The 26,458-nt window shown below is 72.4% G+C and carries 20 protein-coding genes; 3 read left to right on the top strand and 17 right to left on the bottom strand.

Annotated features, from left to right (window positions below; translation table 11 throughout):
* Nucleotides 1-196 precede the first annotated feature (196 nt).
* Complete coding sequence (locus AB0412_RS28005; RefSeq protein ID WP_366405364.1) at nt 197-3,196, bottom strand: EAL domain-containing protein; 3,000 nt, start codon at nt 3,194-3,196, stop codon at nt 197-199.
* 406 nt (nt 3,197-3,602) lie between these two features.
* The gene (locus AB0412_RS28010) at nt 3,603-4,553 is read right to left on the bottom strand and encodes a 2-hydroxyacid dehydrogenase (protein ID WP_366405365.1); all 951 of its coding nucleotides are present in this window, start codon (nt 4,551-4,553) and stop codon (nt 3,603-3,605) included.
* 74 nt (nt 4,554-4,627) lie between these two features.
* On the opposite strand from AB0412_RS28010, the gene AB0412_RS28015 reads away from it, so the two are divergent.
* Nucleotides 4,628-5,626, top strand: a complete 999-nt coding sequence (locus AB0412_RS28015) for an aldo/keto reductase (protein ID WP_366405366.1) — start codon at nt 4,628-4,630, stop codon at nt 5,624-5,626.
* Between the two features lie 140 nt (nt 5,627-5,766).
* Nucleotides 5,767-6,930, top strand: coding sequence for a PQQ-dependent sugar dehydrogenase (locus tag AB0412_RS28020; RefSeq protein WP_366405367.1), 1,164 nt, complete (start codon nt 5,767-5,769; stop codon nt 6,928-6,930).
* A 3-nt stretch (nt 6,931-6,933) separates the two neighbouring features.
* Here the strand turns inward: AB0412_RS28020 and AB0412_RS28025 are convergent, their stop codons facing one another.
* The 7 genes from AB0412_RS28025 to AB0412_RS28055 all read right to left on the bottom strand — a co-directional run bounded on the left by AB0412_RS28025 (nt 6,934) and on the right by AB0412_RS28055 (nt 14,840).
* The gene (locus AB0412_RS28025) at nt 6,934-7,128 is read right to left on the bottom strand and encodes a DUF6191 domain-containing protein (protein ID WP_366405368.1); all 195 of its coding nucleotides are present in this window, start codon (nt 7,126-7,128) and stop codon (nt 6,934-6,936) included.
* Between the two features lie 60 nt (nt 7,129-7,188).
* Nucleotides 7,189-10,251, bottom strand: a complete 3,063-nt coding sequence (locus AB0412_RS28030; protein WP_366405369.1) for an AAA family ATPase — start codon at nt 10,249-10,251, stop codon at nt 7,189-7,191.
* 209 nt (nt 10,252-10,460) lie between these two features.
* Nucleotides 10,461-10,646, bottom strand: coding sequence for a hypothetical protein (locus AB0412_RS28035; RefSeq protein WP_366405370.1), 186 nt, complete (start codon nt 10,644-10,646; stop codon nt 10,461-10,463).
* Nucleotides 10,647-10,848: 202 nt separating this feature from the next.
* Nucleotides 10,849-11,406 carry a hypothetical protein gene (locus AB0412_RS28040; RefSeq protein ID WP_366405371.1) on the bottom strand — a complete coding sequence of 186 codons (558 nt, stop codon included), beginning with the start codon at nt 11,404-11,406 and terminating at the stop codon, nt 10,849-10,851.
* A gap of 34 nt (nt 11,407-11,440) precedes the next feature.
* Nucleotides 11,441-12,028: a GNAT family protein gene (locus AB0412_RS28045; RefSeq protein ID WP_366405372.1), complete on the bottom strand. Its 588-nt coding sequence runs from the start codon at nt 12,026-12,028 to the stop codon at nt 11,441-11,443.
* On the bottom strand, nt 12,006-14,252 hold the full coding sequence (locus AB0412_RS28050) for an MMPL family transporter (protein WP_366405373.1): 2,247 nt from the start codon (nt 14,250-14,252) through the stop codon (nt 12,006-12,008). Before AB0412_RS28050 ends, AB0412_RS28045 begins: the two co-directional genes overlap by 23 nt.
* 216 nt (nt 14,253-14,468) lie before the next feature.
* Nucleotides 14,469-14,840 carry a hypothetical protein gene (locus AB0412_RS28055; RefSeq protein WP_366405374.1) on the bottom strand — a complete coding sequence of 124 codons (372 nt, stop codon included), beginning with the start codon at nt 14,838-14,840 and terminating at the stop codon, nt 14,469-14,471.
* Nucleotides 14,841-14,913: 73 nt separating this feature from the next.
* Here AB0412_RS28055 and AB0412_RS28060 point away from each other — a divergent pair, with 73 nt between their 5' ends.
* Nucleotides 14,914-15,690, top strand: coding sequence for a methyltransferase domain-containing protein (locus AB0412_RS28060; protein WP_366405375.1), 777 nt, complete (start codon nt 14,914-14,916; stop codon nt 15,688-15,690).
* Between the two features lie 154 nt (nt 15,691-15,844).
* On the opposite strand, the gene gatB is transcribed toward AB0412_RS28060, so the two are convergent.
* The 8 genes from gatB to AB0412_RS28100 all read right to left on the bottom strand — a co-directional run bounded on the left by gatB (nt 15,845) and on the right by AB0412_RS28100 (nt 26,444).
* Nucleotides 15,845-17,359, bottom strand: a complete 1,515-nt coding sequence (gene gatB, locus AB0412_RS28065) for an Asp-tRNA(Asn)/Glu-tRNA(Gln) amidotransferase subunit GatB (protein WP_366405376.1) — start codon at nt 17,357-17,359, stop codon at nt 15,845-15,847.
* 15 nt (nt 17,360-17,374) lie between these two features.
* Nucleotides 17,375-17,614: a hypothetical protein gene (locus tag AB0412_RS28070; protein ID WP_260829575.1), complete on the bottom strand. Its 240-nt coding sequence runs from the start codon at nt 17,612-17,614 to the stop codon at nt 17,375-17,377.
* Nucleotides 17,611-19,104, bottom strand: a complete 1,494-nt coding sequence (gene gatA, locus AB0412_RS28075; protein ID WP_366405377.1) for an Asp-tRNA(Asn)/Glu-tRNA(Gln) amidotransferase subunit GatA — start codon at nt 19,102-19,104, stop codon at nt 17,611-17,613. The genes AB0412_RS28070 and gatA overlap by 4 nt, the downstream gene beginning before the upstream one ends.
* Before the next feature lie 6 nt (nt 19,105-19,110).
* Entirely contained in the window at nt 19,111-19,407 is a 297-nt protein-coding gene (gene gatC, locus AB0412_RS28080) for an Asp-tRNA(Asn)/Glu-tRNA(Gln) amidotransferase subunit GatC (RefSeq protein WP_031117542.1), read from the bottom strand.
* 195 nt (nt 19,408-19,602) lie between these two features.
* Nucleotides 19,603-22,140 (bottom strand): EAL domain-containing protein, encoded by a 2,538-nt coding sequence (locus AB0412_RS28085; protein ID WP_366405378.1) that lies wholly within the window; start codon nt 22,138-22,140, stop codon nt 19,603-19,605.
* Nucleotides 22,141-22,400: 260 nt separating this feature from the next.
* Nucleotides 22,401-24,596 carry an NAD-dependent DNA ligase LigA gene (gene ligA, locus AB0412_RS28090; protein WP_366405379.1) on the bottom strand — a complete coding sequence of 732 codons (2,196 nt, stop codon included), beginning with the start codon at nt 24,594-24,596 and terminating at the stop codon, nt 22,401-22,403.
* A 14-nt stretch (nt 24,597-24,610) separates the two neighbouring features.
* Nucleotides 24,611-25,618 carry a methionine synthase gene (locus AB0412_RS28095; protein ID WP_366405380.1) on the bottom strand — a complete coding sequence of 336 codons (1,008 nt, stop codon included), beginning with the start codon at nt 25,616-25,618 and terminating at the stop codon, nt 24,611-24,613.
* Nucleotides 25,619-25,745: 127 nt separating this feature from the next.
* On the bottom strand, nt 25,746-26,444 hold the full coding sequence (locus AB0412_RS28100; RefSeq protein ID WP_366405381.1) for an SDR family oxidoreductase: 699 nt from the start codon (nt 26,442-26,444) through the stop codon (nt 25,746-25,748).
* Nucleotides 26,445-26,458 lie beyond the last annotated feature (14 nt).

Consider the following 26,458-nt stretch of genomic DNA (forward strand, 5'->3'; position numbering starts at 1 on the left):
AGGTTTGCGTGGTGTTCGCGGGCTGTGCGACAGGTGCTGGTGCAACAAAAAACCCCTCGTGCCATAAGGCAAGCGAGGGGAGCGCGCCGGGTGTGGGTCGCTGAGCGATCGGGGCTCAGCTTCAGCCGACGCGCTGTCCAAGTACGAGAATTCGGGTGCGCATGGCACTGACCCTCCCCCCGGCACGCACCCGGTGTCAAGTGGGTGGGACGGGAGTCTCATTATGTGAGCGTAGGGTCGTACCCGTTCTGAGCACGGCGGTCACCCCGGCGGAGTACACCCCGGAGCCCGCGTGAGCACCGCCGCTGAACGCGGGTTCGGCCGGCTGGTGCGGCACCGCGTAGTGGCCGGTGCCGAGCGCCCGGCGCAGCCGGTACTCGTCCAGCGGCCCGGAGAACGCCATGCCCTGCCCGTGGGTGCAGCCCAGCGCGCGCAGGGCGGCGACCTGCTCGGGCAGATCCACCCCGTCCGCCACGGACTGCAGCCCGAGATCCCCGGCGATGCGCAGCAGGCCACCGGTGATCTTGTGCAGTCGGGCCGACTCCACCACGCCGTCGACCAGGCTGCGGTCGAGCTTGAGCACGTCGACGGGGAGCCGTCTGAGCGCCGTGATCGCCGCGTAGCCGCTGCCGAAGCCGTCCAGGGCGATGCGTACGCCGACGCGCTTGAGGGCGTTCAGACGGCGCTCCAGCTCGTCGAGGCAGACTCTCGGGTCGGTGTCGGCCAGCTCGATGATCAGCGAGCCGGAGGGCAGCCCGTGCCGGGTGAGGAGCGCCTCGATCGAGCCGAGGGGCAGCGACCGGTCCAGCAGCCGGCGCGCGCCGATCCGGACCGCCACGGGCACGGACACACCGGTCGCGTGCCGCTCGGCGGCCTGCTCGACGGCCTCCTCCAGCACCCAGCGCCCCAGCTCGGCGGTCTTCTCGCTGTCCTCGGCGACGCGCAGGAACTCCGCCGGGGTGAACAGCACGCCCTGCGAGGAGCGCCAGCGCGCCTGGGCGCACACCGAGGTGATCCGGCCGTCCTCCAGGCACACCACCGGCTGGTGCAGCAGGGCGAACTCGCCGTCGTGCAGCGCGGAGCGCAGCCGGGTGGCCAGCTCCGCCCTGCGGACGACGTCCTGCTGCATCTGCGGCTTGTACAGCTCCACCCGGCCCTTTCCGGCCGCCTTGGCCCGGTACATCGCCAGGTCGGCGTTGCGCAGCAGCTCACCCGCGCCCAGGCCCGGTTCGGCGAAGGCGACGCCGATGGAGGCGTTGACCCGGACATCGTTGCCGTCGATGAGGTAGGGCTGGGAGAGGGTCGCTCTGAGGCGGTCGGCGAGCTCCAGGATGTGGCGCTCGCGTGCCTCCCGGTCGCGGGCGCCGTCGCCGACGATCAGCGCCGCGAACTCGTCGCCGCCCAGCCGGGAGGCGGTGTCGCCCTTGCGGACGGCGTCCTTGAGTCTGCGGGCGGCCTGGACGAGCAGTTCGTCCCCGGCCTGGTGCCCGATCGTGTCGTTGACGGCCTTGAAGCCGTCGAGGTCGATGAACAGCACGGCCGTGCCCCTCAGGGCGGCACCCCGGTCCGAGGCTCGGCGGCCGGAGAGCGCCTGCTGCACGCGCTTGGTGAACAGCGCGCGATTGGGCAGGTCGGTGAGCGGGTCGTGCTCGGCGTTGTGCTGGAGCTGCGCCTGGAGGCGCACTCTCTCGGTGACGTCGCGGCTGTTGAAGATGAGGCCGCCGTGGTGCCGGTTGACGGTCGACTCCACGTTCAGCCAGCCGCCGTCACCGGAGCGGAACCGGCATTCGATGCGCGTAGTGGGTTCGTCGGCCGGGCTGGCGGCGAGAAAACGCCGCACCTCGTGCACGACGCAGCCCAGGTCCTCGGGGTGGATCAGATGGGCCAGTTCACTGCCCACCAGCTCCTCCGCGGGGCGGCCGTAGACCCCCGCGGCGGCCGGCGAGACGTAGCGGAGGATGCCGTTCGGGGCGGCGATCATGATGACGTCGCTGGAGCCCTGCACCAGGGAGCGGAAGTGGTTCTCCTTCTGCGCCAGTTCCTGGGTGAGGGTGATGTTGTCGAGCAGCATGATGCCCTGGCGTACGACGAGCGCCAGCACCACGGTGCCGCCGGTGAGCAGGACCACGCGGTCGACGCTGCGGCCGTTGAGGACGTTGTAGAGGATCCCCAGGGTGCACACGGCCGCCGCCAGGTACGGCGTGAGGGCGGCGAGGGAGCCGGCGATGGGACGGGCGGCGGAGTAGCGGCCGAGTTCTCCGGCGGGCGGGGGCGGCTGGTGAGGGAGCCCGCTGCGCTGCCCGGGCAGATGCTCGCGCACCACGCGCGTGTGCTGCTCCTCCTCCGGCCGCCCGCTCCGGGGGGCGGTCCACGGCGCGTACGCCAGGAGCAGCGACCCGGCGAACCAGCCGGCGTCGAGGAGTTGTCCCGAGCGGTAGTCGTCGTGGAGCAGCGGCGAGGTGAACAGCGCGTCGCACAGGACGGTGAGCGCGAGGGCGCCGATCGCGGTGTTGACCGCGGAGCGGTTCACCGCCGAACGCCGGAAGTGCAGCGCGAGCACCATGCTGATCAGGGCGATGTCGAGCAGCGGGTACGCCAGCGACAGCGCCGTGTGCGCCACGTCCGGCCCTCCCTCCTGCGCGGCCTGGGCGAGCGCGAGGCTCCACGCCAGGGTGAGCAGGGAGCCGCCGATCAGCCAGGCGTCCAGGGCGAGACAGACCCAGCCGGCCTTGGTCACGGGCCGTTTGGCGAGCACCAGCAGGCCCACGATGGCGGGCGGTGCGAAGCACAGGAAGAACAGGTCCGCGTAGCTGGGGCTCGGCACCGGCAGCCCGAGGACGACCTCGTACCATCCCCAGACCAGGTTGCCCAGGGACGCCATGGCCGAGGAGAGGCCGAACAGCAGCCAGGCGGGGCGAAACCGGGTGCGCGGGCCGCGCGCGTAGACGACACACGACACCGCGGCGGCGGCAGCCGCGGCGCTCAGCCCGAAGTCCCCCATGATCAGAGCGAGTTGTTCCGAGCCCCAGCCGCATGCGGCACCGACGGCGTAGGCCGCGCAGACGAGGGCGAGGACGAGCTGCGGGACGAGGGGGCGCCGGGGGTCGTCGCCCGCAGAGCGCGGCAGGAGCGCACCCGGCGCGGACTGCGGCCTGAGCGCCCCGTCGAGCGTGGGGGTGGGGGTCGGCGCGCTCACCGGTCGCTCCCGGTCCGCGCTCCCGGGTCCCTCGGGCCCCGGGGCACCGGGGCGTGCCTCCTGCGGCTGCCCTGCCTGCGCAGATGCGGGCCGTGGCTGCGGCGGCCGGTCGGCCGGGTGGGGGGACCGGTGAGCCGGCCGCGACTGCGCGCGGCCGTGCGCCAGGGCCGCCGTCGGCGGCTCCGCCGCGTCGGATCGCTCGTCCATAGGCCGTGCATCGCCCGTCGCCCCCCTCACAGTCTGCAAAGTCCGTCCCCGGCGCCGATCGGTCAGCGGCGCAACCCCTGTCCGGACGATACACCAGTCTCGTCACTCAGGGACATAGGTTCTCTACTCTGCGTGACGATCAACTGATGTATGAGTACTCACCGCGCCCGGAGGCTCGCGGACGGTACTCGAAGCGGAGCTACGGAGTGTCCGGGCCCGTCACCAGGATCACGTTCCGCGGCTCCTCGTGGTTCACGAAACGGTGCAACTGGTCCACCAGCAACCGCTTGGCGCGCGGCAGGAAGGCGGACGTGGGGCCGCCGACGTGGGGGCTGATGAGGACGCCCGGCGCCCGCCACAAGGGGTGATCGGCGGGCAGCGGCTCGGGATCCGTGACGTCCAGGGCCGCCGTGATGCGGCCGGTCTCCAGCTCCGTGAGCAGGGCCTTGGTGTCGACGACGCCTCCGCGGGCCACGTTCACCAGCAGGGCGCCGTCCTTCATCCGGGCCAGGAAGCCGGCGTCCACGAGGTGCCGGGTGGTCTCGGTCAGCGGCGTGGAGAGGACCACGACGTCCGCGTCCGGCAGCAGGGAGGGCAGTTCGGTGAGCGGGTGCACCGGGCCGCGCGCCGTGGTGCGCTCGGAGCGCGCGACGCGCGCCACCCGCGCGAGCTCGAACGGAACGAGCCGGTCCTCGATGGCCGCGCCGATCGATCCGTAGCCCACGATGAGCACGTTCTTGTCGGCGAGCGCGGGCCGGAATCCGCCGAGCCACTCCCCCCGGTCCTGCGCCCGCACGAAATCGGGAATGCCGCGCAGCGAGGCCAGGATCAGCGCGAGGGTCAGCTCGGCGGTGCTGGCCTCGTGCACCCCGCGTGCGTTGCACAGCCGCACACCCGGCGGCAGGTGCTTCAGACCCGGCTCCACATGGTCGATGCCGGCGGACAGCGTCTGGACGACCCGCACCGAGCTCATCGACGGCAGCGGACGGGTGCCGATCCCGCTGGGCTTCATGTACGGCACGACGTAGAAGACGCAGTCGGCCGGGTCGGCGGGGAACTCCGCACCGCCGTCCCAGAATCGGTAGCGCGGCCCCTCGGGAAGGCCCTCGATCTCGTCCGGCGGGATGGGAAGCCATACGTCAGCAGTCATGGCTGGAGGCTATGTCAGGCGTGTGCGACGGCAGAGGTTAGGTTGGGGACCCGGAGAGGGAGGGTCACGAGCAGGTGGAGCGCAGGACGATCGGCGCGGCGGCGCTCTCGGTGGGGGCCGTCGGACTCGGGTGCATGCCGATGAGCTGGGCCTACAGCACCTCACGGCAGCGCGGCGAGGAGTCGCTCAGGGCGGTGCACCGGGCGCTCGACCTGGGTTCGACGCTGCTGGACACGGCGGACATGTACGGTCCGTTCACCAACGAGCTGTTGCTGGGGCGGGTGTTGAAGGAGCGTCGCTCCGAGGCCTTCGTGTCGACGAAGGTCGGGCTGCTGGTGGGTGACCAGCACATCGTGGCCAACGGCCGCCCCGGATATGTGAAGCGGGCCTGCGACGCGTCGCTGCGCAGGCTGCAGACCGACGTCATCGACCTCTATCAACTGCACCGCGCGGACCCCGAGGTGCCCGTGGAGGAGACCTGGGGCGCGATGGCGGAGCTCGTACAGGCGGGGAAGGTACGGGCGTTGGGGCTGTGCGCGGTGGGCGCGCGGTCGGCGCGGCGCCCGGGGTCGGCGCTGCACGACGCGACGATCCGCCAACTGGAGCGGGTGCAGCAGGTGTTCCCGGTGAGCGCGGTCGAGGCCGAGCTGTCGGTCTGGTCGCCGGAGGCGCTGCGGACCCTGCTGCCGTGGTGCGAGGCCCGCGGGGTGGGTCTCCTGGCCGCGATGCCGCTCGGCAACGGGTTCCTGACCGGCACGCTGACGCCGGGCGAGGGCTTCGAACCGGACGACCTGCGTGCCCGGCACCCCCGTTTCACCGCGGAGATGATGGCCGCCAACCAGCCCATCGTGGCGGGCCTGCGGCGCATCGCCCGACGGCACGGCGAGACGGTCACCGCGGCTCAGGTCGCCCTGGCGTGGGTGCTGGCGCAGGGCAGGCAGGTGATCCCGGTGGCGGGCACCAAGCGGGAGCGGTGGGTCGAGGAGAACGCGGGGGCGGCGGCGCTGCGGCTGACGGAGGAGGACCTCGCGGAGATCGCGGGGCTGCCCGCGGCGCAGGGGTCCTGGGACTGACCTGGGGTTTCGACTCAGGCGTGACCCCGCGATCACGTGACCGTCCGTGCGGGCCGCGGTTCAGGATTCCGTGATCGGGAACCTGGGAGGCGCGAGCGGTGTATGACAGGTGGAACCTGCCGCGTCGAAGGGACAAGATCGTGCAACGTCGAGCCGTGACGGCCGTGCTGGCCGCCGCCGCGCTCCTGCTGACGGCCGGCTGCTCCTCCGATGACGGAGGATCGCCGGGCTCGGACGGCAGCGCCACCCCCAGCCGTACGACGGGGCAGGCGTCGCCCTCGGAGCGCACCTCGGAGGAGACGCCTCCCGCGAAGGGCTCGGTCAAGGTGCTGCGCACCGTCACCACGGGCCTGAGCACGCCGTGGGGCCTCGCCCCGCTGCCGGACGGCGACCTGCTGGTCTCCTCCCGTGACGAGGCGACGATCACGCGGGTGGACGGGAAGACGGGCAGGAAGACCGAGCTGGGCGAGGTGCCGGGGGTGTCCCCGTCCGGCGAGGGCGGCCTGCTGGGCATCGCGCTCTCCCCCGAGTACGCCTCGGACCACATGATCTACGCCTACTTCACCTCCGCCTCGGACAACCGCGTCGTCCGCATGATCTACGACGAGAAGAAGCCGTCCGGCGAGCAACTGGGCGCCCCGGACACGGTCCTGCGCGGCATCCCCAAGGGGGTCGTCCACAACGGCGGCCGGATCGCCTTCGGCCCGGACAAGATGCTGTACGCGGGCACGGGCGAGAGCGGTGACACCGGCCTGTCGCAGGACAGGGGCTCCCTCGGCGGCAAGATCCTGCGGCTGACCCCGGAGGGCGAGCCCGCCCCCGGCAACCCGTTCCCCGACTCGCCGGTGTACACGTACGGCCACCGCAATGTGCAGGGCCTCGCCTGGGACGGGAAACAGCGCCTGTTCGCCGCGGAGTTCGGCCAGAACACCTGGGACGAGCTCAACGCGATCAAGCCGGGCGACAACTACGGCTGGCCGGAGGCGGAGGGCCGGTCCGACGACGGCGGCTTCCACAACCCGGTCGACCAGTGGACCACGGACGAGGCGTCCCCCAGCGGCATCGCCTACGCCGAGGGCTCGATATGGATGGCCGGCCTGCGCGGCGAGCGACTGTGGCGGATCCCCCTGAAGGGCACGGAGGCCTCGGCGGACCCTCAGGCCTTCCTCACGGAGGAGCACGGCCGGCTGCGCACGGTGGTACCGGCCGGTGAGAACAGGCTGTGGCTGGTCACCAGCAACACCGACGGCCGCGGCAACCCGGAGGACGGCGACGACCGGATCCTGGAGCTGGAGGTCAGCTAGCGGTCACTCGGCCGTCCCGGGCTCCGCACCGTCGTCCTGCGACGGCGGGCGCATGACGACCTTTCCCGAGGAGAGGTCTATCGGGCCGCGGCCCGGGTCGGCGTCGCCGATGTCCACCCGGGTCAGTGCCAGCCGCTTCTCCTCGTCACGGGTGTGTTTGCGGCCTGGGGCGAACAGTTCCTCGAAGACGTTGAACATCGCTCCCCTTTCCAGGGCCGCGTGGGTGAGACGTGCGGGGGCGGGTGAGGCGGACGTCCATTATCCCGCCACCGCCCGGTTTCCGGTCTCCGTCGGGAAAAGACCCAGGCGGTGGGCCACCGCCGCCGCCTCGCCGCGGCCGGAGACGCCCAGCTTGGCGAGGATGTTGGAGACGTGGACGCTGGCCGTCTTCGGGGAGATGAACAAGGCCTCGGCGATCCGGCGGTTGGTGTGGCCGGCGGCCACCAGGCGCAGGACGTCGCGTTCCCGGCTGGTGAGGCCGAGGGCGTCGGCCGGGTCGGCGGGGGTGTCCGGGGCCTGCTCGCGGGCGGTGGCGGGGCCGAGGGCGAGGCGTGCGCGCTGGGCCAGCAGGGTCGCGGACCGGGCCAGGGGGCGGGCGCCCAGGTGGTCGGCGACGGCCTGGGACAGCCGGAGCAGTTCCCTGGCGCGGGCCCGCTCGTCCTCGCCCGCTCCGGCGGCGAGCAGGGCCTCGGCGAGCCGGTAGCGGACGCGCGCGAGGTCGTAGGGCCGGCCGAGCGTCTCCAGGGCGGTGACGGCGGTGCTCCACTCGTCCGGCGCGGCGGTGCCCTCGGCCCGTCGCAGTTCGGCGCGCAGCCAGATGTCGTACGCCTGCCACACGGGCACACCGGTCGCCAGGGTCTTGGCCGCGGTGCGCAGGCGGTCGAGGATCTGCGGGCGGCCGGGTTCGGTGGTCGGGTCGCCGAAGGCGTCGGCCTCGGCGGTCGCGGCGGTCAGGAGCAGGGGCCAGCCGTAGCGCTGGGTGCCGGGCGGGAGTTCGGCGTCGAGGGCGGTGAGGAGTTCGGCGCGGGCGTCGGAGAGGCGGCCCTCGGCGGCTGCGATACCGACGGAGACCAGAGTCATCGGCAGGGAGTACTGCGGCATGGCGTCGTGGGTGCCGAAGTGGGCGCGGGCGGCGGCGAGTTGGCGGGCCGCCAGGGCCAGATCCCCGCGGTCGTAGGCGAGATGGGCCAGGCGCATGACGGCGCCGGCGCGTGGCTTGGCGCTCGGTTCCCGGCGCTGGGCGGTGGCGGCGGCCTCGGCCGCCTCGTCCCAGCGGCCCACCGAGTGGAGGGATTCGGCGAGGTTGCCCCACACCCAGGCCTCGGAGTCCAGCAGTCCCAGGCGGCGGGTGACGCCGGTGCCCTCCTCCAGCAGGCGCAGCGCCTCCTCGGAGCGGCCGACGCCTTCGAGCACCGAGGGCAGGTTCACATAGCTGCGGCACAGCACCATGTCGACACCCAGTTCGGCCGCCCGGTCCTTGACGTCGTACATCACGGCGAGGCCGGTCTCGATGTCGCCTGAGTCGACCATGAGGCCGCCGAGGGTGAGACGGGCGTTGAGCTCGATGTCGTGGGCGCCGACCATGCGGGCGTACTCGACGGCGCGTTCGGCGGCGGCCATGGCCTCCGGGCCGGGTTCGTGGAGCATGGACCAGCTGGCGGCGGAGGCGAGGACCTCGGCGTGCACCTCGGACGGGGGCAGGCCGCGCACCAGGTCCTGGGCGGTGCCGAGTTCGGTCCAGCCGTCGCCGCGGGCGAGGGACTGGGTGAGCCGGGAGCGCTGGACCCAGAACCAGGCGGCGCGCAGCGGGTCGGGTTCCTCGTCCAGCAGGCGCAGGGCCCGCTTGGTGATCTTCAGGGAGCGTTCGCGTTCCCCGCAGAGCCGTCCGGCGACGGCGGCCTCGGCCATCAGGTCGAGGTAGCGCAGGGTGGCCGTCTCGGGGTCGCAGCCGCAGTAGACCTCGGTGTAGTCGGAGGGCCGCAGGCCGGCGCGTATCTCCTGGGGGACGGAGTCCCACAGTTCCATGGCCCGCTCCAGCAGCCGCAGTTGCTCGGAGTAGGCGTGGCGCCGGCGGGCCTCGACGGAGGCGTCCAGCACGGCGGGCAGGGCCTTGGCGGCGTCGTGGGCGTGGTACCAGTAGCTTGCCAGGCGGGTCACGCGCTCGTCGGCGGGCACCAGGGTGGGGTCGGCCTCGAGGGCTTCGGCGTAGCCGCGGTTGAGGCGGGAGCGTTCGCCGGGCAGCAGGTCGTCGCTGACGGCCTCGCGGACCAGGGAGTGGCGGAAGCGGTAGCCGTCGCGGTCGGGTGCCGGGGTGAGGATGCTGGCGTTGACGGCGGCGCGCAGCGCTTCGATGAGGTCGTCCTCGGCGAGCCGGGCGACGGCGGCCAGCAGCCGGTACTCGACGGTGGAGCCGCCCTCGGCGACGATCCGGGCGACGCGCTGGGCGCTCTCCGGGAGGCCCTCGACACGGACCAGGAGCAGATCGCGCAGCGAGTCGGTCAGGCCAGCGCGGCAGCCCTCGTGGGCGGCGACGGAGAGTTCCTCGACGAAGAAGGCGTTGCCGTCGGAGCGTTCGAAGATCTCGTCGACGTGGTCGGGGTCGGGCTCGCGGGCCAGGATGCCGGCGATCTGGCGGCCGACCTCTTCGCGGTTGAAGCGGCCGAGTTCGACGCGGCGCACGGTGCGGAGCCGGTCGAGTTCGGCGAGGAGGGGGCGCAGGGGGTGGCGGCGGTGGATGTCGTCGGAGCGGTAGGTGGCGAGGACGACGAGGCGGCCGGTGCGCAGCGTGCGGAAGAGGTAGGCGAGCAGGTGGCGGGTGGAGGCGTCGGCCCAGTGCAGGTCCTCCAGGGCGAGGACGACGGTGTGCTCGGCGGCGACGCGTTCCAGCAGGCGGGCGGTGAGTTCGAAGAGGCGGGCCATGCCCTGCTCGTCGCGGCGGGCCTCGCGGGCGGCGGCGGTGCCGAGTTCGGGCAGCAGGCGGGCGAGTTCCTCCTCCTGTCCGGCCGCGGCGGCGGCGAGCTGGTCGGGCAGCTCGCGGCGCAGCTGGCGCAGGGCGGTGGAGAAGGGGGCGAACGGCAGGCCGTCGGCGCCGATCTCGACACAGCCGCCGAGGGCGACGACCGCGCCGCGGCGGCGCGCGGCCGCCGCGAACTCCTCGACGAGCCGGGTCTTGCCGACCCCGGCCTCACCCCCGAGCACCAGTGCCTGCGGCTCGCCCGCGCCGGTGCTCGCGCGGGCGAGTGCGGTGTTCAACGTGTCGAGTTCACCGGCGCGACCGACGAACACGGGACTGACGGACCTGGTCTCCACGGTCCCGAGCATCGCACGAGGCTGTGACAACACGTCACCTGTTTTCGCGCGGTGGGACGCCGCGGGGCGCCCGCCGGCGCCGCTGCGAGCGGCCACGGTGAGCGCGTGCGGCCCGGCGGTGGCCGGGCCTCGGCGGCCGGGGCGGCGGCCGAACCCCGTGCGGTCGCCGCCCCGGCCGCCGCCCTCGCGGCCCCCGTGGCCTCCGTGGCCCCCTTCCGGGCTCATGCCGCTCGGGCGAAGCGGGGGCGGCGGAAGCGGCGCGTATGGCTCTCGGCCTCGGTGCCTCGTGTGCCGGCATCCCGGCGGGCCGCGCGGCGCCGACGTGCGGCCTCACGTGCCTGGCGCTCGGTCGCGGCCCGGCGGACGAGGTCGGCGTGGCGGTACTGCTGCATCTCGTACTCGAACATGGTGTGGTCCCTCGGAGGAGTCGGTTTCGGACGTCGCTCTCTGCGATGACTCCACTTTCGTCTCCAAGGCGGGCCGGCCACATCGGGAGAGTTCCGCATCTTGGGCGGGCCGCGGGACCTTAGACATGCGAAGGGGGCCCTCGGGAGGTACGTAAGGTGCCTACGTACCGCCTGAGGGCCCCTGGAGGGAATGTGCCGGGACTCAGCCCGTGGAGGGCAGCCCCAGCAGGACGTCGGTGTACTTGAGGACCGCCAGCAGCAGTCCGAGGACGCCGAGCGAGACACCCGCCCACGCCACAGACTTGATCCACGGGGCCTGGGTCCGGCCGGGCGTCCCGAAGGCGGGCCGGGCCAGCACCACGACGCCGACGATCAGCGCGGTCAGCGCGAACAGACCACCCCACAGGGCGCTGGTCTGCCAGGCGTCGCCGTAGACCTCCTTGACCTGGGTGGCGACTCCCGCGTCCGCGGCGGTCTCCAGCTGGCCGACGAGGGTCTCGCGTGCGGCGGCCACCGTGCCGAGCCAGCTGCCGGTGAGCGAGACGAGGCCGAGCGCGGCCGAGACGACCGCCGCGGCGCCCCCTCCGACGCCGGTGGAACGGTCCTCCTTCGCGTCGGTCCCGGCCTCCGGCTCCGTCTCCGTGGCGTCCACCGCCTCCTCGCCCTGCCGGCCCTCGGCGGCCGCGGTGGTCTCGGCGGCCTCGGCTGCGGCCTCGTCCGTCGTCTCGGCTCCGGTCTCGTCCACTTGCTTGGTAACCATGCCCGCACCGTACGGACGCCGTCTGAGAGTCGCCTTAATGATCGTCGCGTCGGTGATCGTCCCGGGCGGCCGTGCGCGCCGCCCGCCACTCGGGCGCCAGCACCGACCACACCTCCAGGTCGTGCCGTACGCCGTGATGCAGGTGGGCCGCGCGCCGCACCCCGTCCCGGATCATGCCGAGCCGCCGGGCGACGGCGAGGCTCGCCGTGTTGCCCGCGGCGGCGACCCATTCGACCCGGTGGATGCCGCGCTGCTCGACCACCCAGTCGATCAGCACCCGCATCGCGCGGGTGACCAGCCCGCGCCCGGTGCCGGCGGGCTCCAGCCAGCAGCCGACCTCGCAGGTGCCGTTCTCGGCGTCGAAGTTGAGGGTGAGCACCCCGCCGACGAGCGTGCCGTCCAGCCACAGCCCGTGCAGCGAGCCGGTGTCGGCGGCGCGGCGGTCGGCGTAGCGCTGCAGCACCTCGCGGGCGCCCGCGACGTCGGTCGCAGTCGAGCCGAAGGGGACGTACTGGTTGATGAACTCCCGGCCCCGCTCCAGGTGTGCGAGGAACTCCTCGGCGTGCCAGGGCTCCAGGGGGCGCAGTTCGGCTCCGTCGTCACCCAGTCGTATCGCGTACATCCCGCTGCCGCTCCTCCTTGGCCAGCACGTCCGCCACCTCGGCGTCCGTGGCGGCGGCCAGCCTCTCATGAGCGGCCCGGCACTCCGGCGGCTCGACGCTGATCCGCGGCAGGATCCGGTCCAGCGAGCGCGGCAGCCACCAGTTGGCGCCGCCGAGCAGATGCATCAGGGCGGGCACGAGCAGGGTGCGCAGGACGAAGGCGTCCAGGGCGACCGCGGCGGCGAGCGCGATGCCGAACATGGCGATCACGCGGTCCCCGCTGAGCACGAAGGCGAGGAAGACGGAGATCATGATGACCGCCGCGGAGTTGATCACCCGGCTGGTCTCGGCGAGGCCGATGCGGACCGCGCGCCGGTTGTCGCCGGTCTCCAGCCACTCCTCGTACATCCGGCTGACCAGGAAGACCTGGTAGTCCATGGAGAGCCCGAAGAGGACCGACACCATGATCACGGGCAGGAAGGGCTCGATGGGCCCCGCCCGGCCGAGGCCGAGCAGTTCGCTGCCCCAGCCCCACTGGAAGATCGCCACGACCACGCCGAAGGCCGCGGCGACGGCGGCGACGTTCATCGCGGCGGCCTTGAGCGGGATGCCGACGGACCGGAAGGCGAGCAGCAGCAGGAGACAGCCCAGGCCGATCACCACACCGACGAACACGGGCAGCTTGCCGATGATGACGTCGGCGAAGTCGTCGTAGCCGGCCGTCACCCCGCCGACGTGGACGTCGAGCGCGGTGCCGGCCTCGGCCCGCGGCAGCACGTCCTCGCGCAGCCGGTCGACCAGCTCGCTGGTCTCCTTCGACTGCGGCGACGACTCCGGTACGACGGTGAGGTACGCGGTGTCACCGCCCTGGCCGTAGGTCACCGGCGACACCGAGGCGACGCCCTCCGTCTGGCGCAGGGTGGCGTCCAGGTTGCCCAGGGCGAGCCGGTCCTCGGCGCCCTCGACCTCGGTGACGAGGGTGAGCGGGCCGTTCACGCCGGGGCCGAAGCCGTCGGCGAGGAGGTCGTAGGCCTGGCGGGTGGTGGAGGTCTTCGGGTCGTTGCCCTGGTCGGAGGTGCCCAGGTGCAGGGACAGGGTGGGCAGCGCGAGGACCGCCATCACCACCAGCGCGATCGCGCCGAGCAGCTTGGGGTGGCGCTCCACGAAGGCCGACCAGCGGGCGGCGAACCCGGTCGGCAGTTCCGGCTCGGGCCCGTGCTCGGCCAGTCTGCGCCGCTCGCGCCCGCTGAGCGCGCGCATGCCGATGAAGGACAGCAGGGCGGGCAGCAGGGTGACGGAGGCGGCGACGGTCAGCACCACGGTGAGCGAGGCCGCTATGGCGACGCCGTTGAGGAAGTTCAGCCGCAGCATCAGCATCCCGAGCAGGGCGATGCAAACGGTGGCACCCGCGAACACGACCGCGCGTCCGGTGGTGGCGACGGCGTTGGTGGCGGCCTCGGTGACGGACAGCCCGCGCTTCAGTCCGCGCCGGTGCCGGGTCACGATGAACAGGGCGTAGTCGATGCCGACGCCGAGTCCGATGAGCATGCCGAGCATGGGCGCGAAGTCGGCGACGGTCATGGCGTGCCCGAGGAGCACGATCCCGGCGTAGGCGGTGCCGACGCCGACCAGCGCGGTGGCGATGGGCAGCAGCGAGGCGGCGAGCGAGCCGAAGGCGAGGAACAGCACGACGGCGGCGACGGCCACGCCGACGATCTCGGCGACATGCCCGCCGGAGGACTCGGTGAGCCCGATCGCGCTGCCGCTCAGCTCGACGCGCAGCCCGTCGGTCTCGGCGCCCTGCGCCGTCCTCACCACGGCGGCGGCCTCGCCGGGGTCGATGTCCTCGGCCTGGTCATCGAAGGTGACGGTGGCGTAGGCGGTGCGGCCGTCCTCGCTGATCCGGCCGGCGCCCCGTTCGTCGTACGGACCGGTCACCGAGGCGACGCCGGGCAGATCCTCGATCCGGTCGAGGGTGCGGGTCATGGTCTGCTCGACGTCGGCGTCCCGGACCGTGCCGGAGGAGGTGTGCCAGACGACGGTGTCGCTGTCGCCGCCGAGCGTCGGGAAGCCCTCCTCCAGCAGCTGGGCGGCCCGCCCGGACTCGGTCCCGGGGACCTTGTAGTCGTTCGAGTAGGCGCTGCCGGCGAGGACGGCGCCCGCTCCGGCCACGCCGAGGGCGAGGAGCCAGAGCAGCACCGCGATCAGACGGCGCTGTACACACCAGCGTGCAAGAGCTGCCACGGACGTGCTCCCAGAGTGACTGTCTGTGGATCTTTGACCGGGAACAGACGTTCATGAGATGAACCGCCCGCAAAGAACGCATGAGCAATGCAGTGCCACTCTGGCAGGCAAGAGTGATCATTTGCCGGGTTCGTGGGCTTGTTCACAACGATGGGAGGCAGGTCACAGGACAATCACAGCGCATCAGTCAACCGATCGGCCGAACCGGTCACCGGTTCAGTCGAACTGGTCACCCAGCGCCATCACCATCAGCCCCGCGATCAGCAGCCACAGTGCCCTGCGGGTACGGCCCCGCGAGCCCAGCAGCCCGGCCAGGGCACACACGGCGGCTCCGCAGGCGTACGCGGCCGGGACGAGGGGCGGGGCGTCGCCGGTGAGGCGCAGCAGGGCGGCGGCGAGGCCGGCGACGGCCAGTACGGCGCCGGTGCCGGTGGAGATCCAGCGGGCGCGGCGGGCGGCCTGCACGGCTTCGTCGTGGTCGTCGTTGTCGTGGCCGTCGTTGTCGTGGCCGTCGTTGTCGTCGTGCTCCGTGTCCCCGGCGGACTCGGTCTGCTCCGGGTGGGTGTCGGAATCAGCTCGTCCACTCATGGCGCGGGAGCGTAGCGCCTCCGGCGCGGAAACCTGGATGCGGGGCCCCTGCCGCGGCTGCTAAGCAGGTGCGATGGACGATCTCACCAGCCGACTGACGCTCCCCCACTACCCGCGCAGCAGCGCCTACGACGCCCGCTGGGCGGTCGAGAACCAGATGGGCCCGCACGCGCTGTGGCTCCTGGAGTGGCTGGCCCCGGCGCTCGGGCCCGACACCCTGCGTCCCGGTGCCCGTGTGCTCGACCTCGGCTGCGGACGCGCCATGACGTCGATCTTCCTCGCGAAGGAGTACGACGTGCAGGTCACCGCCGCGGATCTGTGGATCAAGCCGGACGAGAACGCGCAGCGGATCGCCGAGGCGGGCGTCGCCGACCGGGTGCTGCCGGTGCTCGCCGAGGCGCACGATCTGCCGTTCGGGGAGGGCAGCTTCGACGCGATCGTCTCGATCGACGCGTATCAGTACTTCGGTACCGACGATCTGTATCTGCCGACGCTGACGAAGCTGCTGAAGCCGGGCGGGCGGATCGGGGTCGTCGTGCCGACGGTGCGGGAGGAGATCGAGGGGACCGAGCCGCCGGAGTGGCTGACGCCGTTCTGGGAGCCCGCGTTCTGGTGTTTCCACTCGGCTCAGTGGTGGCGTCGGCACTGGACGCGCAGCGGGGCGGTGGAGGTGGAGGTGGCCGAGTGGCAGGAGGAGGGCTGGCGGGACTGGTTGTTGTGGAGCGAGGTGTGTGCGGAGCGGAGTTCCAGCGAGTTCATGGCCCGGATGGCCCGGCAGTCGGCGGACATGCTGCGGGTGGATCGGGGGCGGGTGCTGGGATTCGCCCGGGTCGTCGGGCGCCGGTTGTGAGGTGCCGCCCAGCCGCCCAGCAGCTCGGGTGGCGCGGTTTCGGGGGCGGCTGCGGCGCTGTTGTGGCTGGTCGCGCAGTTCCCCGCGCCCCTCATGGGCCAGGCGAAGCCGAAGGGGTGCACCGGTGTCGGTGCACCCCTTCAGTGGACCCGGGTCAGCCTTCGCTGACGCCCAGCTTCTCCAGGATCAGTTCCTTCACGCGGGCCGCGTCCGCCTGTCCGCGCGTGGCCTTCATGACCGCGCCCACCAGGGCGCCGGCCGCGGCCACCTTGCCGCCGCGGATCTTGTCCGCGATGGCCGGGTTGCCGGCGATGGCCTCGTCGACGGCGGCGGTCAGCGCGCCCTCGTCGGAGACGACCTTCAGACCGCGCTTGTCGACGACCTCGTCCGGCGTGCCCTCGCCGGCGAGGACGCCCTCGATGACCTGGCGGGCCAGCTTGTCGTTGAGGTCGCCCTTGGCCACCAGCTCGGTCACCCGGGCGACCTGGGCCGGCGTGATCGCCAGCTCGTCCAGCGCCTTGCCGGACTCGTTGGCGCTGCGGGCCAGCTCGCCCATCCACCACTTGCGGGCGGAGGCCGCGTCGGCACCGGCGTCGATCGTCGCGACGATCAGGTCCAGCGCACCGGCGTTGAGGATCGCCTGCATGTCGGTGGCCGAGACGCCCCACTCCTCACGGAGCCGGTTGCGGCGCACCAGCGGCAGCTCGGGCAGCGCGGCCCGCAGCTCCTCGACCCACTCACGGGACGGGGCGACCGGCACCAGGTCGGGCTCCGGGAAGTACCGGTAGTCCTCGGCCTCCTCCTTCACGCGGCCCGAGGTGGTGGACCCCGTGTCCTCGTGGAAGTGCCGGGTCTCCTGGACGATCGTGCCGCCGGAGGAGAGCACCGCCGCGTGGCGCTGGATCTCGTAGCGGGCGGCGCGCTCCACGGAACGCAGCGAGTTCACGTTCTTGGTCTCGGAGCGGGTGCCGAACTTGTCGGCACCCTTCGGCATCAGCGACAGGTTCACGTCGCAGCGCATCTGGCCCATCTCCATGCGGGCCTCGGACACACCGAGCGCGCGGATGAGCTCGCGCAGCTCACGGACGTACGCCTTCGCCACCTCGGGAGCGCGGTCGCCGGCGCCGGTGATCGGCTTGGTGACGATCTCGATGAGGGGGATGCCGGCGCGGTTGTAGTCGAGCAGGGAGTGGGACGCGCCGTGGATACGGCCGGTGGCGCCGCCGACGTGGGTCGACTTGCCGGTGTCCTCCTCCATGTGGGCGCGCTCGATCTCCACGCGGAAGGTCTCACCGTCCTCCAGCTGCACGTCGAGGTAGCCGTTGAAGGCGATCGGCTCGTCGTACTGGGAGGTCTGGAAGTTCTTCGGCATGTCCGGATAGAAGTAGTTCTTCCGGGCGAAGCGGCACCACTCGGCGATCTCGCAGTTCAGCGCGAGGCCGATCTTGATGGCGGACTCGACGCCGGTCGCGTTCATGACCGGGAGCGCGCCGGGCAGGCCGAGGCAGACGGGGCAGGTCTGGGTGTTCGGCTCGGCGCCCAGCGCGGTCGAACAGCCGCAGAACATCTTGGTCTTGGTGCCGAGTTCGACATGGACCTCGAGGCCCATGACGGGGTCGTACGACGCGAGTGCGTCCTCGTACGACACCAGGTCGGTCGTGGTGGTCACGGTGAAACTTCCCTCTCAGCCCAGCAGGACGTCGTCGTCGCCCAGCCGCTTCAGCTCGCGGTAGAGGATGGCGAGGCCGGTGACGATCGCGGCGGCGGACACGGTGGCGTCGATCAGGACCAGGGTGTCCTTCTCGGCGCGGGCCTTCTTCAGCCGCTTGGCGACACCGATCGCGCCGAACGCGGTGGCGGCCATGGACAGGTACGTACCGGACCGGGACTTCTTGAAGCCCTTGGCCTTGGTCAGTGCACTCACAGCGACGGAGCCTCCTCGAGCAGCGGGTGGCCCCACTTTTCCACGAAGGCGGCCTCGACCGCTGCGCCCACCTTGTAGAGGCGGTCGTCCTTCATGACCGGGGCGATGATCTGCAGTCCGACCGGCAGATTGTCCTCGGGCGCGAGCCCACAGGGCAGCGACATGGCCGCGTTGCCGGCCAGGTTGGTCGGGATGGTGCACAGGTCGGCCAGGTACATCGCCATCGGGTCGTCGGCGCGCTCGCCGATCGGGAAGGCGGTGGTGGGCGTCGTCGGGGAGACGATCACATCGACCTGCTCGAACGCCTTGTCGAAGTCCTGCTTGATCAGCGTGCGGACCTTCTGGGCGCTGCCGTAGTACGCGTCGTAGTAGCCGCTCGACAGCGCGTACGTGCCGAGCATGATGCGGCGCTTGACCTCGGGGCCGAAGCCGGCCTCGCGGGTCAGGGAGGTGACCTCCTCGGCGGAGTGCGTGCCGTCGTCGCCGGTCCTGAGGCCGTAGCGCAGGCCGTCGAAGCGGGCGAGGTTGGAGGAGCACTCGGACGGGGCGATCAGGTAGTACGCCGACAGCGCCAGGTCGAAGGACGGGCAGTCCAGCTCGACGATCTCGGCTCCCAGCTCCTTGAGCAGGGCGACGGACTCGTCGAAGCGCTGGATGACGCCGGCCTGGTAGCCCTCGCCGCGGAACTGCTTGACCACGCCGACGCGCATGCCCTCGACCGAGCCGTTGCGGGCGGCCTCGACGACCGGCGGGACCGGCTCGTCGATGGAGGTGGAGTCCATCGGGTCGTGCCCGGCGATCACCTCGTGCAGCAGGGCCGCGTCCAGGACCGTGCGGGCGCAGGGGCCGCCCTGGTCGAGGGAGGAGGAGAAGGCGACCATGCCGTAGCGGGAGACCGCCCCGTACGTCGGCTTCACACCGACCGTGCCGGTGACGGCGGCCGGCTGGCGGATGGAGCCGCCGGTGTCGGTGCCGATGGCGAGGGGGGCCATGTGCGCGGCCAGCGCGGCCGAGGAGCCGCCGCCGGAACCGCCGGGGATCTTGGTCAGGTCCCAGGGGTTGCCGGTCGGCCCGAAGGCGCTGTTCTCGGTGGAGGACCCCATGGCGAACTCGTCCATGTTGGTCTTGCCGAGGATGACGACGTCGGCGGCCTTGAGCCGCTTGGTGAGCGTCGCGTCGTACGGCGGGATCCAGCCCTCGAGGATCTTGGAGCCGACCGTGGTCGGGATGCCCTCGGTGGTGAAGATGTCCTTGAGCGCGAGGGGGACACCGGCGAGGGGACCGAGCTTCTCGCCGCGCTCCCGCTTCTCGTCGACGGCACGGGCCTGGGCGAGGGCGCCCTCGCGGTCGACGTGCAGGAAGGCGTGCACCTTCTCGTCGACGGCCTCGATCCGGGCCAGGTGCGCCTCGGTGACCTCGACGGCCGTGAGCTCGCCGGAGGCGATCTTCGCGGCGGTCTCGGCGGCCGTGAGCTTGATGATGTCGGTCATGACTGCTTAGTCCTCCCCCAGGATCTGCGGCACCTTGAAACGCTGCTGCTCCTGGGCCGGGGCGCCGGAGAGCGCCTGCTCGGGGGTGAGCGAGGGACGGACCTCGTCCGGGCGCATGACGTTCGTCAGCGGGAGCGGGTGCGAGGTCGGCGGTACGTCTTGGTCGGCGACCTCGCTGACGCGGGCCACCGCGCCGATGATGTCGTCCAGCTGGCCTGCGAAGTGGTCGAGCTCTTCGGGCTTCAGCTCCAGACGCGCCAGCCGGGCGAGGTGGGCGACCTCCTCGCGCGTGATGCCAGGCATGCAGCGATCCTCTGGGGTGAGTGTGTGTGGTTTGGCCCAATCCTATGGGGCCAGGGCCTGTGCTCGTGAAACGGTTTCGCTCGGCCTTCGAGGGAGCAGCGCAGCAGCACACCCAGGGGCGCGGGGAACTGCGCGACAAGCCACGACGCACCCGCGCCCGCCCGGCAACCGAACCCGGCACCCCGACAGGCGCCCTTACTCCTCCGTCGCCGCAGGCAACGCCGCCGGCAACGCCGCCGCCGGGCGCTGCCACCCGCGGGAGCCCCGCGCCAGCAACCACGCCGTCGTCTCGTCCGCCGGCATCGCCGCGGCGACCAGCCAGCCCTGCACCGCGTCGCAGCCCAGATCGCGCAGCCGCTCCCACGTCTCGTCGTCCTCGACCCCCTCCGCGACGACGAGCAGCCCCAGCGAGTGGGCGAGGTCGACGGTGCAGCGCACGATCTCCGCGTCCTCCGCGTCGACGGCGAGCCGCGCCACGAACGAGCGGTCGATCTTCAGCTCGCTCACCGGGAGCTTGCGCAGATGCACCAGCGAGGAGTACCCCGTGCCGAAGTCGTCCAGGGACATCTTCACCCCGTGCCCGGTGAGCGCGTTCAGCGTGTCGGCGGCGCGCTGCGGGTCCTCCAGCAGAACGTGCTCGGTGATCTCCAGCTGCAACGCGCCCGCCGGGACCCCGTGCCGGGCGAGCCGCGCGGCGACGGAACCGGCGAAGCCGGGCGTGTGGACGTCACGCGGGGAGACGTTGACCGCGACCGGCACGAACAGGCCCTGCGCGCGCCAGCGGGCCACCTGCCCGAGCGCGGTCTCCAGGACGTACTCCGTCAGATGGGGCATCAGCCCGGAGGACTCGGCGATCGCGATGAACTCGTCCGGCGGCACCCTGCCCCGCTCCGGGTGCACCCACCTGACCAGCGCCTCCAGACCCGCGACGTGCCCGTCGAAGCGGACCTTGGGCTGGTAGTGCAGCTCGACCTCGTGCGCGTCCAGCGCCCGGCGCAGGTCGCCCAGCAGGCCGAGCCGGTCGGGGGTGTTGGAGTCGCGCTTGGACTCGTAGACCTCGACGCCGGTGCGGTCCCGCTTCGCTTGGTACATCGCGACGTCGGCCCGGCGCAGCAGCCCCTCGGCGTCGAGCGCGTGGTCGGGGAAGACGGCGACGCCCGCGCTGGCCTCCAGCACGAGGGTGAGGCCGTCGAGGTCGAGCGGGGAGCTGAGGGCCGCGACCAGACTGCGGGCGACCCGGGTCGCGGAGGTCGTGGAGTCCGCGACGGGCAGTAAGACGGCGAACTCGTCACCGCCGAGCCGCGCGGCCTCCGCCCCGCGCGGGAGGGCCATCCTCAGCCGGTCGGCGATCTGCAGCAGCAGCCGGTCACCGGCGAGATGACCGAGAGTGTCATTGACCGAACGGAAACGGTCGAGGTCGATCAGCATCAGGGCGGCACGGGCGTCGATGCGCTCGGCGTCGTCGAGTGCGGTCCAGATGCGTTCCTGGAGCCACTGGCGGTTGGGCAGTCCGGTGAGCGGGTCACGCAACTGCTCCTCCGCGCGGGCCCTGGCTATCCACAGGGTGGAGTCGAGGGCGATCAGCGGGATCGCGAACAGCGGCAGCAGCACGGGCCGGGCGTCCGCGACCACACAGATCAGCGGAGCTATGCCGAGCAGGGCGATGGCGACCAGGCCCTGTCTGACCAGGGCGGTGCGGGCGACGGTGGGCAGGCCGGCGCGCGGTACGTGCAGATACCAGAGCAGGGTGCGGGTGACCGCGAGGTAGGCGGCGGCGACCAGCACGACCTCGGGGGCGGTGTAGAGGGTCCAGGTGTCCGGGGTCGAGGGGGACTCGACGGACGGTACGGAGCCGAAGCCGGCGAGCACCAGGGCGCCGGCGCCGATGCCGAGCAGATCCACGGCGCCGTGCAGCACGCCCTGCCGCCAGCGGCCCCGGCGGGCTATGCCGACCAGTACGACGACGGTGAGGCTGACCATGCCGGCCGGCACCCAGCCGTACAGCAGCAGTACGGCGAGGGTGAGGGCGGCGCCGGAGCCGGTGCCGCCCCACCAGCGGGAGCGGCCCAGCATCACGAGATGGCCGACGACGATCCCGGTCAGCACGGCCAGGGACCAGCCGACGGCACCGGACGGGAACAGCGCGTGTCCGCCGGTGAACGCCCGCAGGAACCCGGCGCCGAGCACGAACCCGGCCGCCGCGACGACGGCCGCGGGCAACGCGGGCCAGGAGAAGTGCCGTTCGGCATCCGCCTCGGACGCGTCGGACAATCCGGCGCCGAGTGCGGCGACGGCCCGCCGCGCGTCCGCACCGCGCGCATCCGCCGGCTGCGTGTGCCCCCGCAGGCCGCTGCCGAGTCGTGCGTGCACGCTCGGCCCGCCGGTGGGACCTCCGCCCGCGCCGCGGCCGTTGACGGGGCGTGCGGGCGTGCCCCGGTCGTCCGCGGGGGGCGCGTCCGGGCCGTGGCCGGATGCGCGGGGGGTGTTGGGGGCCGGTACGTCCGCGGGGTGCGCATCGCTCGCGAGGCGAGGCGTGCCGTGGCCGTCCGCGGCGCGTGCGTCCGCCTGCGCGCCGTGCGCGACCGCGGGGCCCGCCTCCCGCGTCTGCTGTGCGCCGGACCGGCCCACGAGCCCCCTGCCCAGCCGGCCGTCCTCGCGCCGGCGCCGCCATACGGCCGCCCTACCGCGCAGGCGCAGCCGTGAGCCCGGGGCGGCGCTCTCGGTCGGTTCCATTCCCGTCCCTCTCACAGCCGGCGGTGCCCACGCCACGCGGCTCCCGCCTCGACCACCCTCAGCGGCTCCGCGGTGGAAAGCCCTTCCCCGAAGCCCCTCGCGAACACGGGGATGCCCCGACCGCAGCTGGGCACGGCAGGTGCACATCTCAACAGTAGGCCGCAGAAGGCTTCTACGGGCACCGGTCGCCGACGGTTGCCCGAATGCGCCCCGGCCACCCGTATGCATCTGGTATGCGCCGATCGGGTGGCCTTCAACCGCTACTCCTCGGCCGAAAGAGCGACGTCGGCGGCAGCCTCCGGCCCTTGTTCCAGAAGGACGTTGAACCCGTCCTCGTTCAGAACCGGCACCTTCAACTGCATCGCTTTGTCATACTTCGACCCGGGATTGTCACCCACGACAACGAACGACGTCTTCTTCGACACAGATCCGGTCACCTTCGCTCCACGGCTCTGCAGCGACTCCTTCGCGCCATCCCGGGTGAAGTGCTCCAGCGTCCCGGTCACCACGACAGTGAGCCCTTCCAGCGGGCGCGGTCCCTCGTCCTCGCCGGAGCTCTCCTCCTCCATGCGGACACCGGCCGCCTTCCACTTGCGGATGATCTCCCGGTGCCAGTCCTCGGCGAACCACTGCTTGAGGGAGGCGGCGATGGTCGGACCGACGCCCTCCGTGCCCGCCAGCTCCTCCTCGCTCGCCTGCTCGATGCGGTCGATGGAGCGGAACTCACGGGCCAGCGCCTCCGCCGCGACCGGTCCGACGTGCCGGATGGACAGGCTGGTGAGGATCCGGGCGAGCGGGCGCTCCTTCGCCGCGGCGATGTTCCCCAGCATGGCGAGCGCGTTCTTCTTCGGCTTGCCCTCCTGGTTGGCGAAGACGGTCGCGACCTTCTCCTCGCCCGTCTTCGGATCCCGCTTGGGCAGACCGCTGTCCTGGTCGAGGACGTACGCCTTGATGGGCAGCAACTGCTCGACGGTGAGGTCGAACAGGTCGCCCTCGTCCTTCAGCGGCGGCTCCGCAGGCTCGAGCGGCTTGGTCAGCGCGGCCGCGGCGACATAGCCGAAGTGCTCGATGTCGAGCGCCTTGCGGCCCGCGAGATAGAACAGCCGCTCCCGCAACTGGGCGGGACAGGCGCGGGAGTTGGGGCAGCGCAGATCGACGTCGCCCTCCTTCATCGGCCTGAGCGGCGTCCCGCACTCCGGGCACTCGCCCGGCATCACGAACTCCCGCTCGCTGCCGTCCCGCAGATCGGCGACCGGACCGAGGATCTCCGGGATCACGTCACCGGCCTTGCGGATCACCACGGTGTCGCCGATCAGCACGCCTTTGGCCTTGACCACGTCCTGGTTGTGCAGCGTGGCGAACTCGACCTCGGAACCGGCCACCGTGACCGGCTCGACCTGCGCGTACGGCGTGACCCTGCCCGTACGGCCCACACCCACGCGGATGTCGACCAGCTTGGTGTTGACCTCCTCGGGCGCGTACTTGTACGCGATGGCCCAGCGCGGGGCGCGCGTGGTGGAGCCCAGGCGGCCCTGGAGGCGGATCTCGTCGAGCTTGACGACCACACCGTCGATCTCGTGCTCCACGGAGTGGCGGTTCTCGCCGTAGTACGCGATGAACTCCCGTACGCCGTCGAGGTCGTCGACCACCCTGTTGTGCCGGGAGGTGGGCAGGCCCCACTCCTTGAGCAGGTCGTACGCCTCGGAGAGCCGGGTCAGCCCGTCGAAGCCCTCCAGGGCTCCGATGCCGTGGACGACCATGTGCAGCGGGCGGGTCGCGGTGACGCGCGGGTCCTTCTGGCGCAGGGAACCCGCCGCGGCGTTGCGCGGGTTGGCGAAGGGCTTGTCCCCCGCGGCGTTCAACCGGGCGTTGAGCTCCTGGAACTTCTCCATCGGGAAGTAGACCTCGCCGCGGATCTCCACCAGGTCCGGCACCTTGTCGCCCCGCAGCCGGTCCGGGATCTCGGCGATGGTGCGGACGTTGGGCGTGATGTCCTCGCCCGTGCGGCCGTCGCCGCGGGTCGCCGCGCGGGTCAGCCGGCCGCGCTCGTAGGTGAGGTTGACGGCGAGGCCGTCGACCTTCAGCTCGCACAGGAAGTGGTAGTCCTGGTCGCCCAGTTCACGGTGGATGCGCTCGGCCCAGGCGGCGAGGTCGTCGTCGTTGAAGGTGTTGTCCAGGGACAGCATGCGTGAGCGGTGCTCGACGGAGGTGAACTCCGTCTCGTAGGACCCGGCGACCTTCTGGGTCGGCGAGTCCGGGGTGCGCAGCTCCGGGTACCGCTCCTCCAGCGCCTCCAGGTCGCGCAGCAGCCGGTCGAACTCGGCGTCGCTGATGACGGGGGCGTCGTTCACGTAGTACCGGAAGCGGTGCTCCTCGATCTGCTCAGCGAGCTGTGCGTGCTTCTCCCGTGCCTCCGCGGGCACGCTCGTCGTCTCCGCCTGCTGGTCGCCGGCCACCGTGTGTCCTCCCGTTACTCAGGGTTGTCCGCGAGGGATCTCGCCGCCCGGACGCAGTGGGCGTACGCCGCGCGCGCGTACTCGGGGGAAGCCCCCGCGAGTCCGCACGCCGGGGTGACCGTGACCGCCTCCGGGAGAAGCCCCGGTCGCAGCCCCAGCCTGCGCCACAGCGTCCTGACACCCATGACGCTACCGGCAGGGTCTGACAATCGGCCGTCCGTGCCCGGGACGACACCGGCGAACAGCCGGGTGCCGTCCTCCACCGCCTCGCCGATCGCCTCGTCGTCACGCTCGGTGAGGAGGGAGAAGTCGAAGGAGATCGCCGCCACGCCCGCCCGGCGCAGCAGGGCGAACGGGACGTCCGGTGCGCACGAGTGGACCACGACGGGGCCCCCGCCGTGAACCCCGACGACGTCGCGCAGCGTGGCCTCGGCGATCTGCCGGTCCACGGCGCGATGGGTGCGGTAGCCGCTGGCCGTCCTCACCCGGCCGCGCAGCACGGCGGTGAGCGACGGCTCGTCGAGCTGGAGGACGAGCTGCGCGCCGGGCACCCGGCGGCCCACCTCGGCGAGGTGCAGGCGCAGGCCCTCGGCGAGGGACGCGGCGAGGTCGCGGCAGGCGCCGGGGTCGGACAGCGCGGCCTCGCCGTTCCTCAGCTCCAGGTTGGCGGCGAGTGTCCAGGGGCCGACGGCCTGCACCTTCAGCGGGCCCACGTACTCCTGCGTGAACTCCTCCAGCGCGTCGAGGTCCTCGCCCAGCCAGGAGCGGGCGCGCCTGGTGTCCCGGCCGGGGCGGTCGCCGAGGCGCCAGCCGCTGGGCTCCACGCGTGCGTACAGCTCGACGAGCATCCCGGCGGTCCGCCCGATCATGTCCGCGCCGGGGCCGCGGGCGGGGAGCTCGGGGAGGTGCGGGAAGTCCTCGAAGCTGCCGGTGACGGTCTTGGCGGCTTCCCGGGCGTCGCCGCCCGGGAGGGAGCCGACGCCGGTGGCGGGGCCGAAGCTGAACTGGCTGTTTTCGCTCACGTCAGAAGGTTACGCAGTCGGCTGCCGGGAGATTTCGCCCCCGCCGCCCCTTCCCGGTCCCGACCCCGGGGGCTGCCGCCCCCGGACCCCCGCTTCGGCCCTGGACGGGCCTCGTCCCGAGCCGGGACTACCGCCCCGGCCGCACCGTCAGGTCGTTGACCTCCGCGTCCCTGGGCAGGTCCAGCGCCATGAGGATCGTCGTGGCGACCGACTCGGGGTCGATCCAGCGGGCCGGGTCGTACTCCTTGCCCTCCTGCTGGTGGACCTTGGCCTGCATGGGGCTGGCGGTGCGGCCGGGGTAGACGGAGGTCACGCGGACGCCGCCCGCGTGCTCCTCGTGGCGCAGCGAGTCGGCGAGGGCCTTCAGGCCGTGCTTGGAGGCGGCGTAGGCGGACCAGTCGGCGTGTGCGTTCAGCCCGGCTCCGGAGTTCACGAAGATCACGTGGCCGCGGCTCGCGCGGAGCTGGGGCAGGAAGTGGCGGGTCAGCTCGGCGGGGGCGATCAGGTTGACGTTGAGCTGGTGCCGCCAGGTCTTCGGGGTCAGCTCGGCGACCGGGCCGAGGTCGACCACACCGGCGATGTGCAGCAGGGAGTCCACCCGGTCCGGCAGCGACTGGTGGGAGAAGGCCCAGCTGAGCTTGTCGGGGTCGGCGAGGTCGCCGACGAGCGTCCGCGCGCCGGGGAACTCGGCCGCCAGTTCCTTCGCGCGGCCCGCGTCACGCGCGTGCAGCACGAGCTGGTCCCCGCGGGCGTGCAGACGGCGGGCGACGGCCGCGCCGATGCCGGAGCCCGCTCCGGTGATCACATGTGTAGCCATACCCGCCATGCTCGCATCACGCC

This window comes from Streptomyces sp. NPDC052012 (genome assembly GCF_040689265.1).
GTDB lineage: Bacteria > Actinomycetota > Actinomycetes > Streptomycetales > Streptomycetaceae > Streptomyces.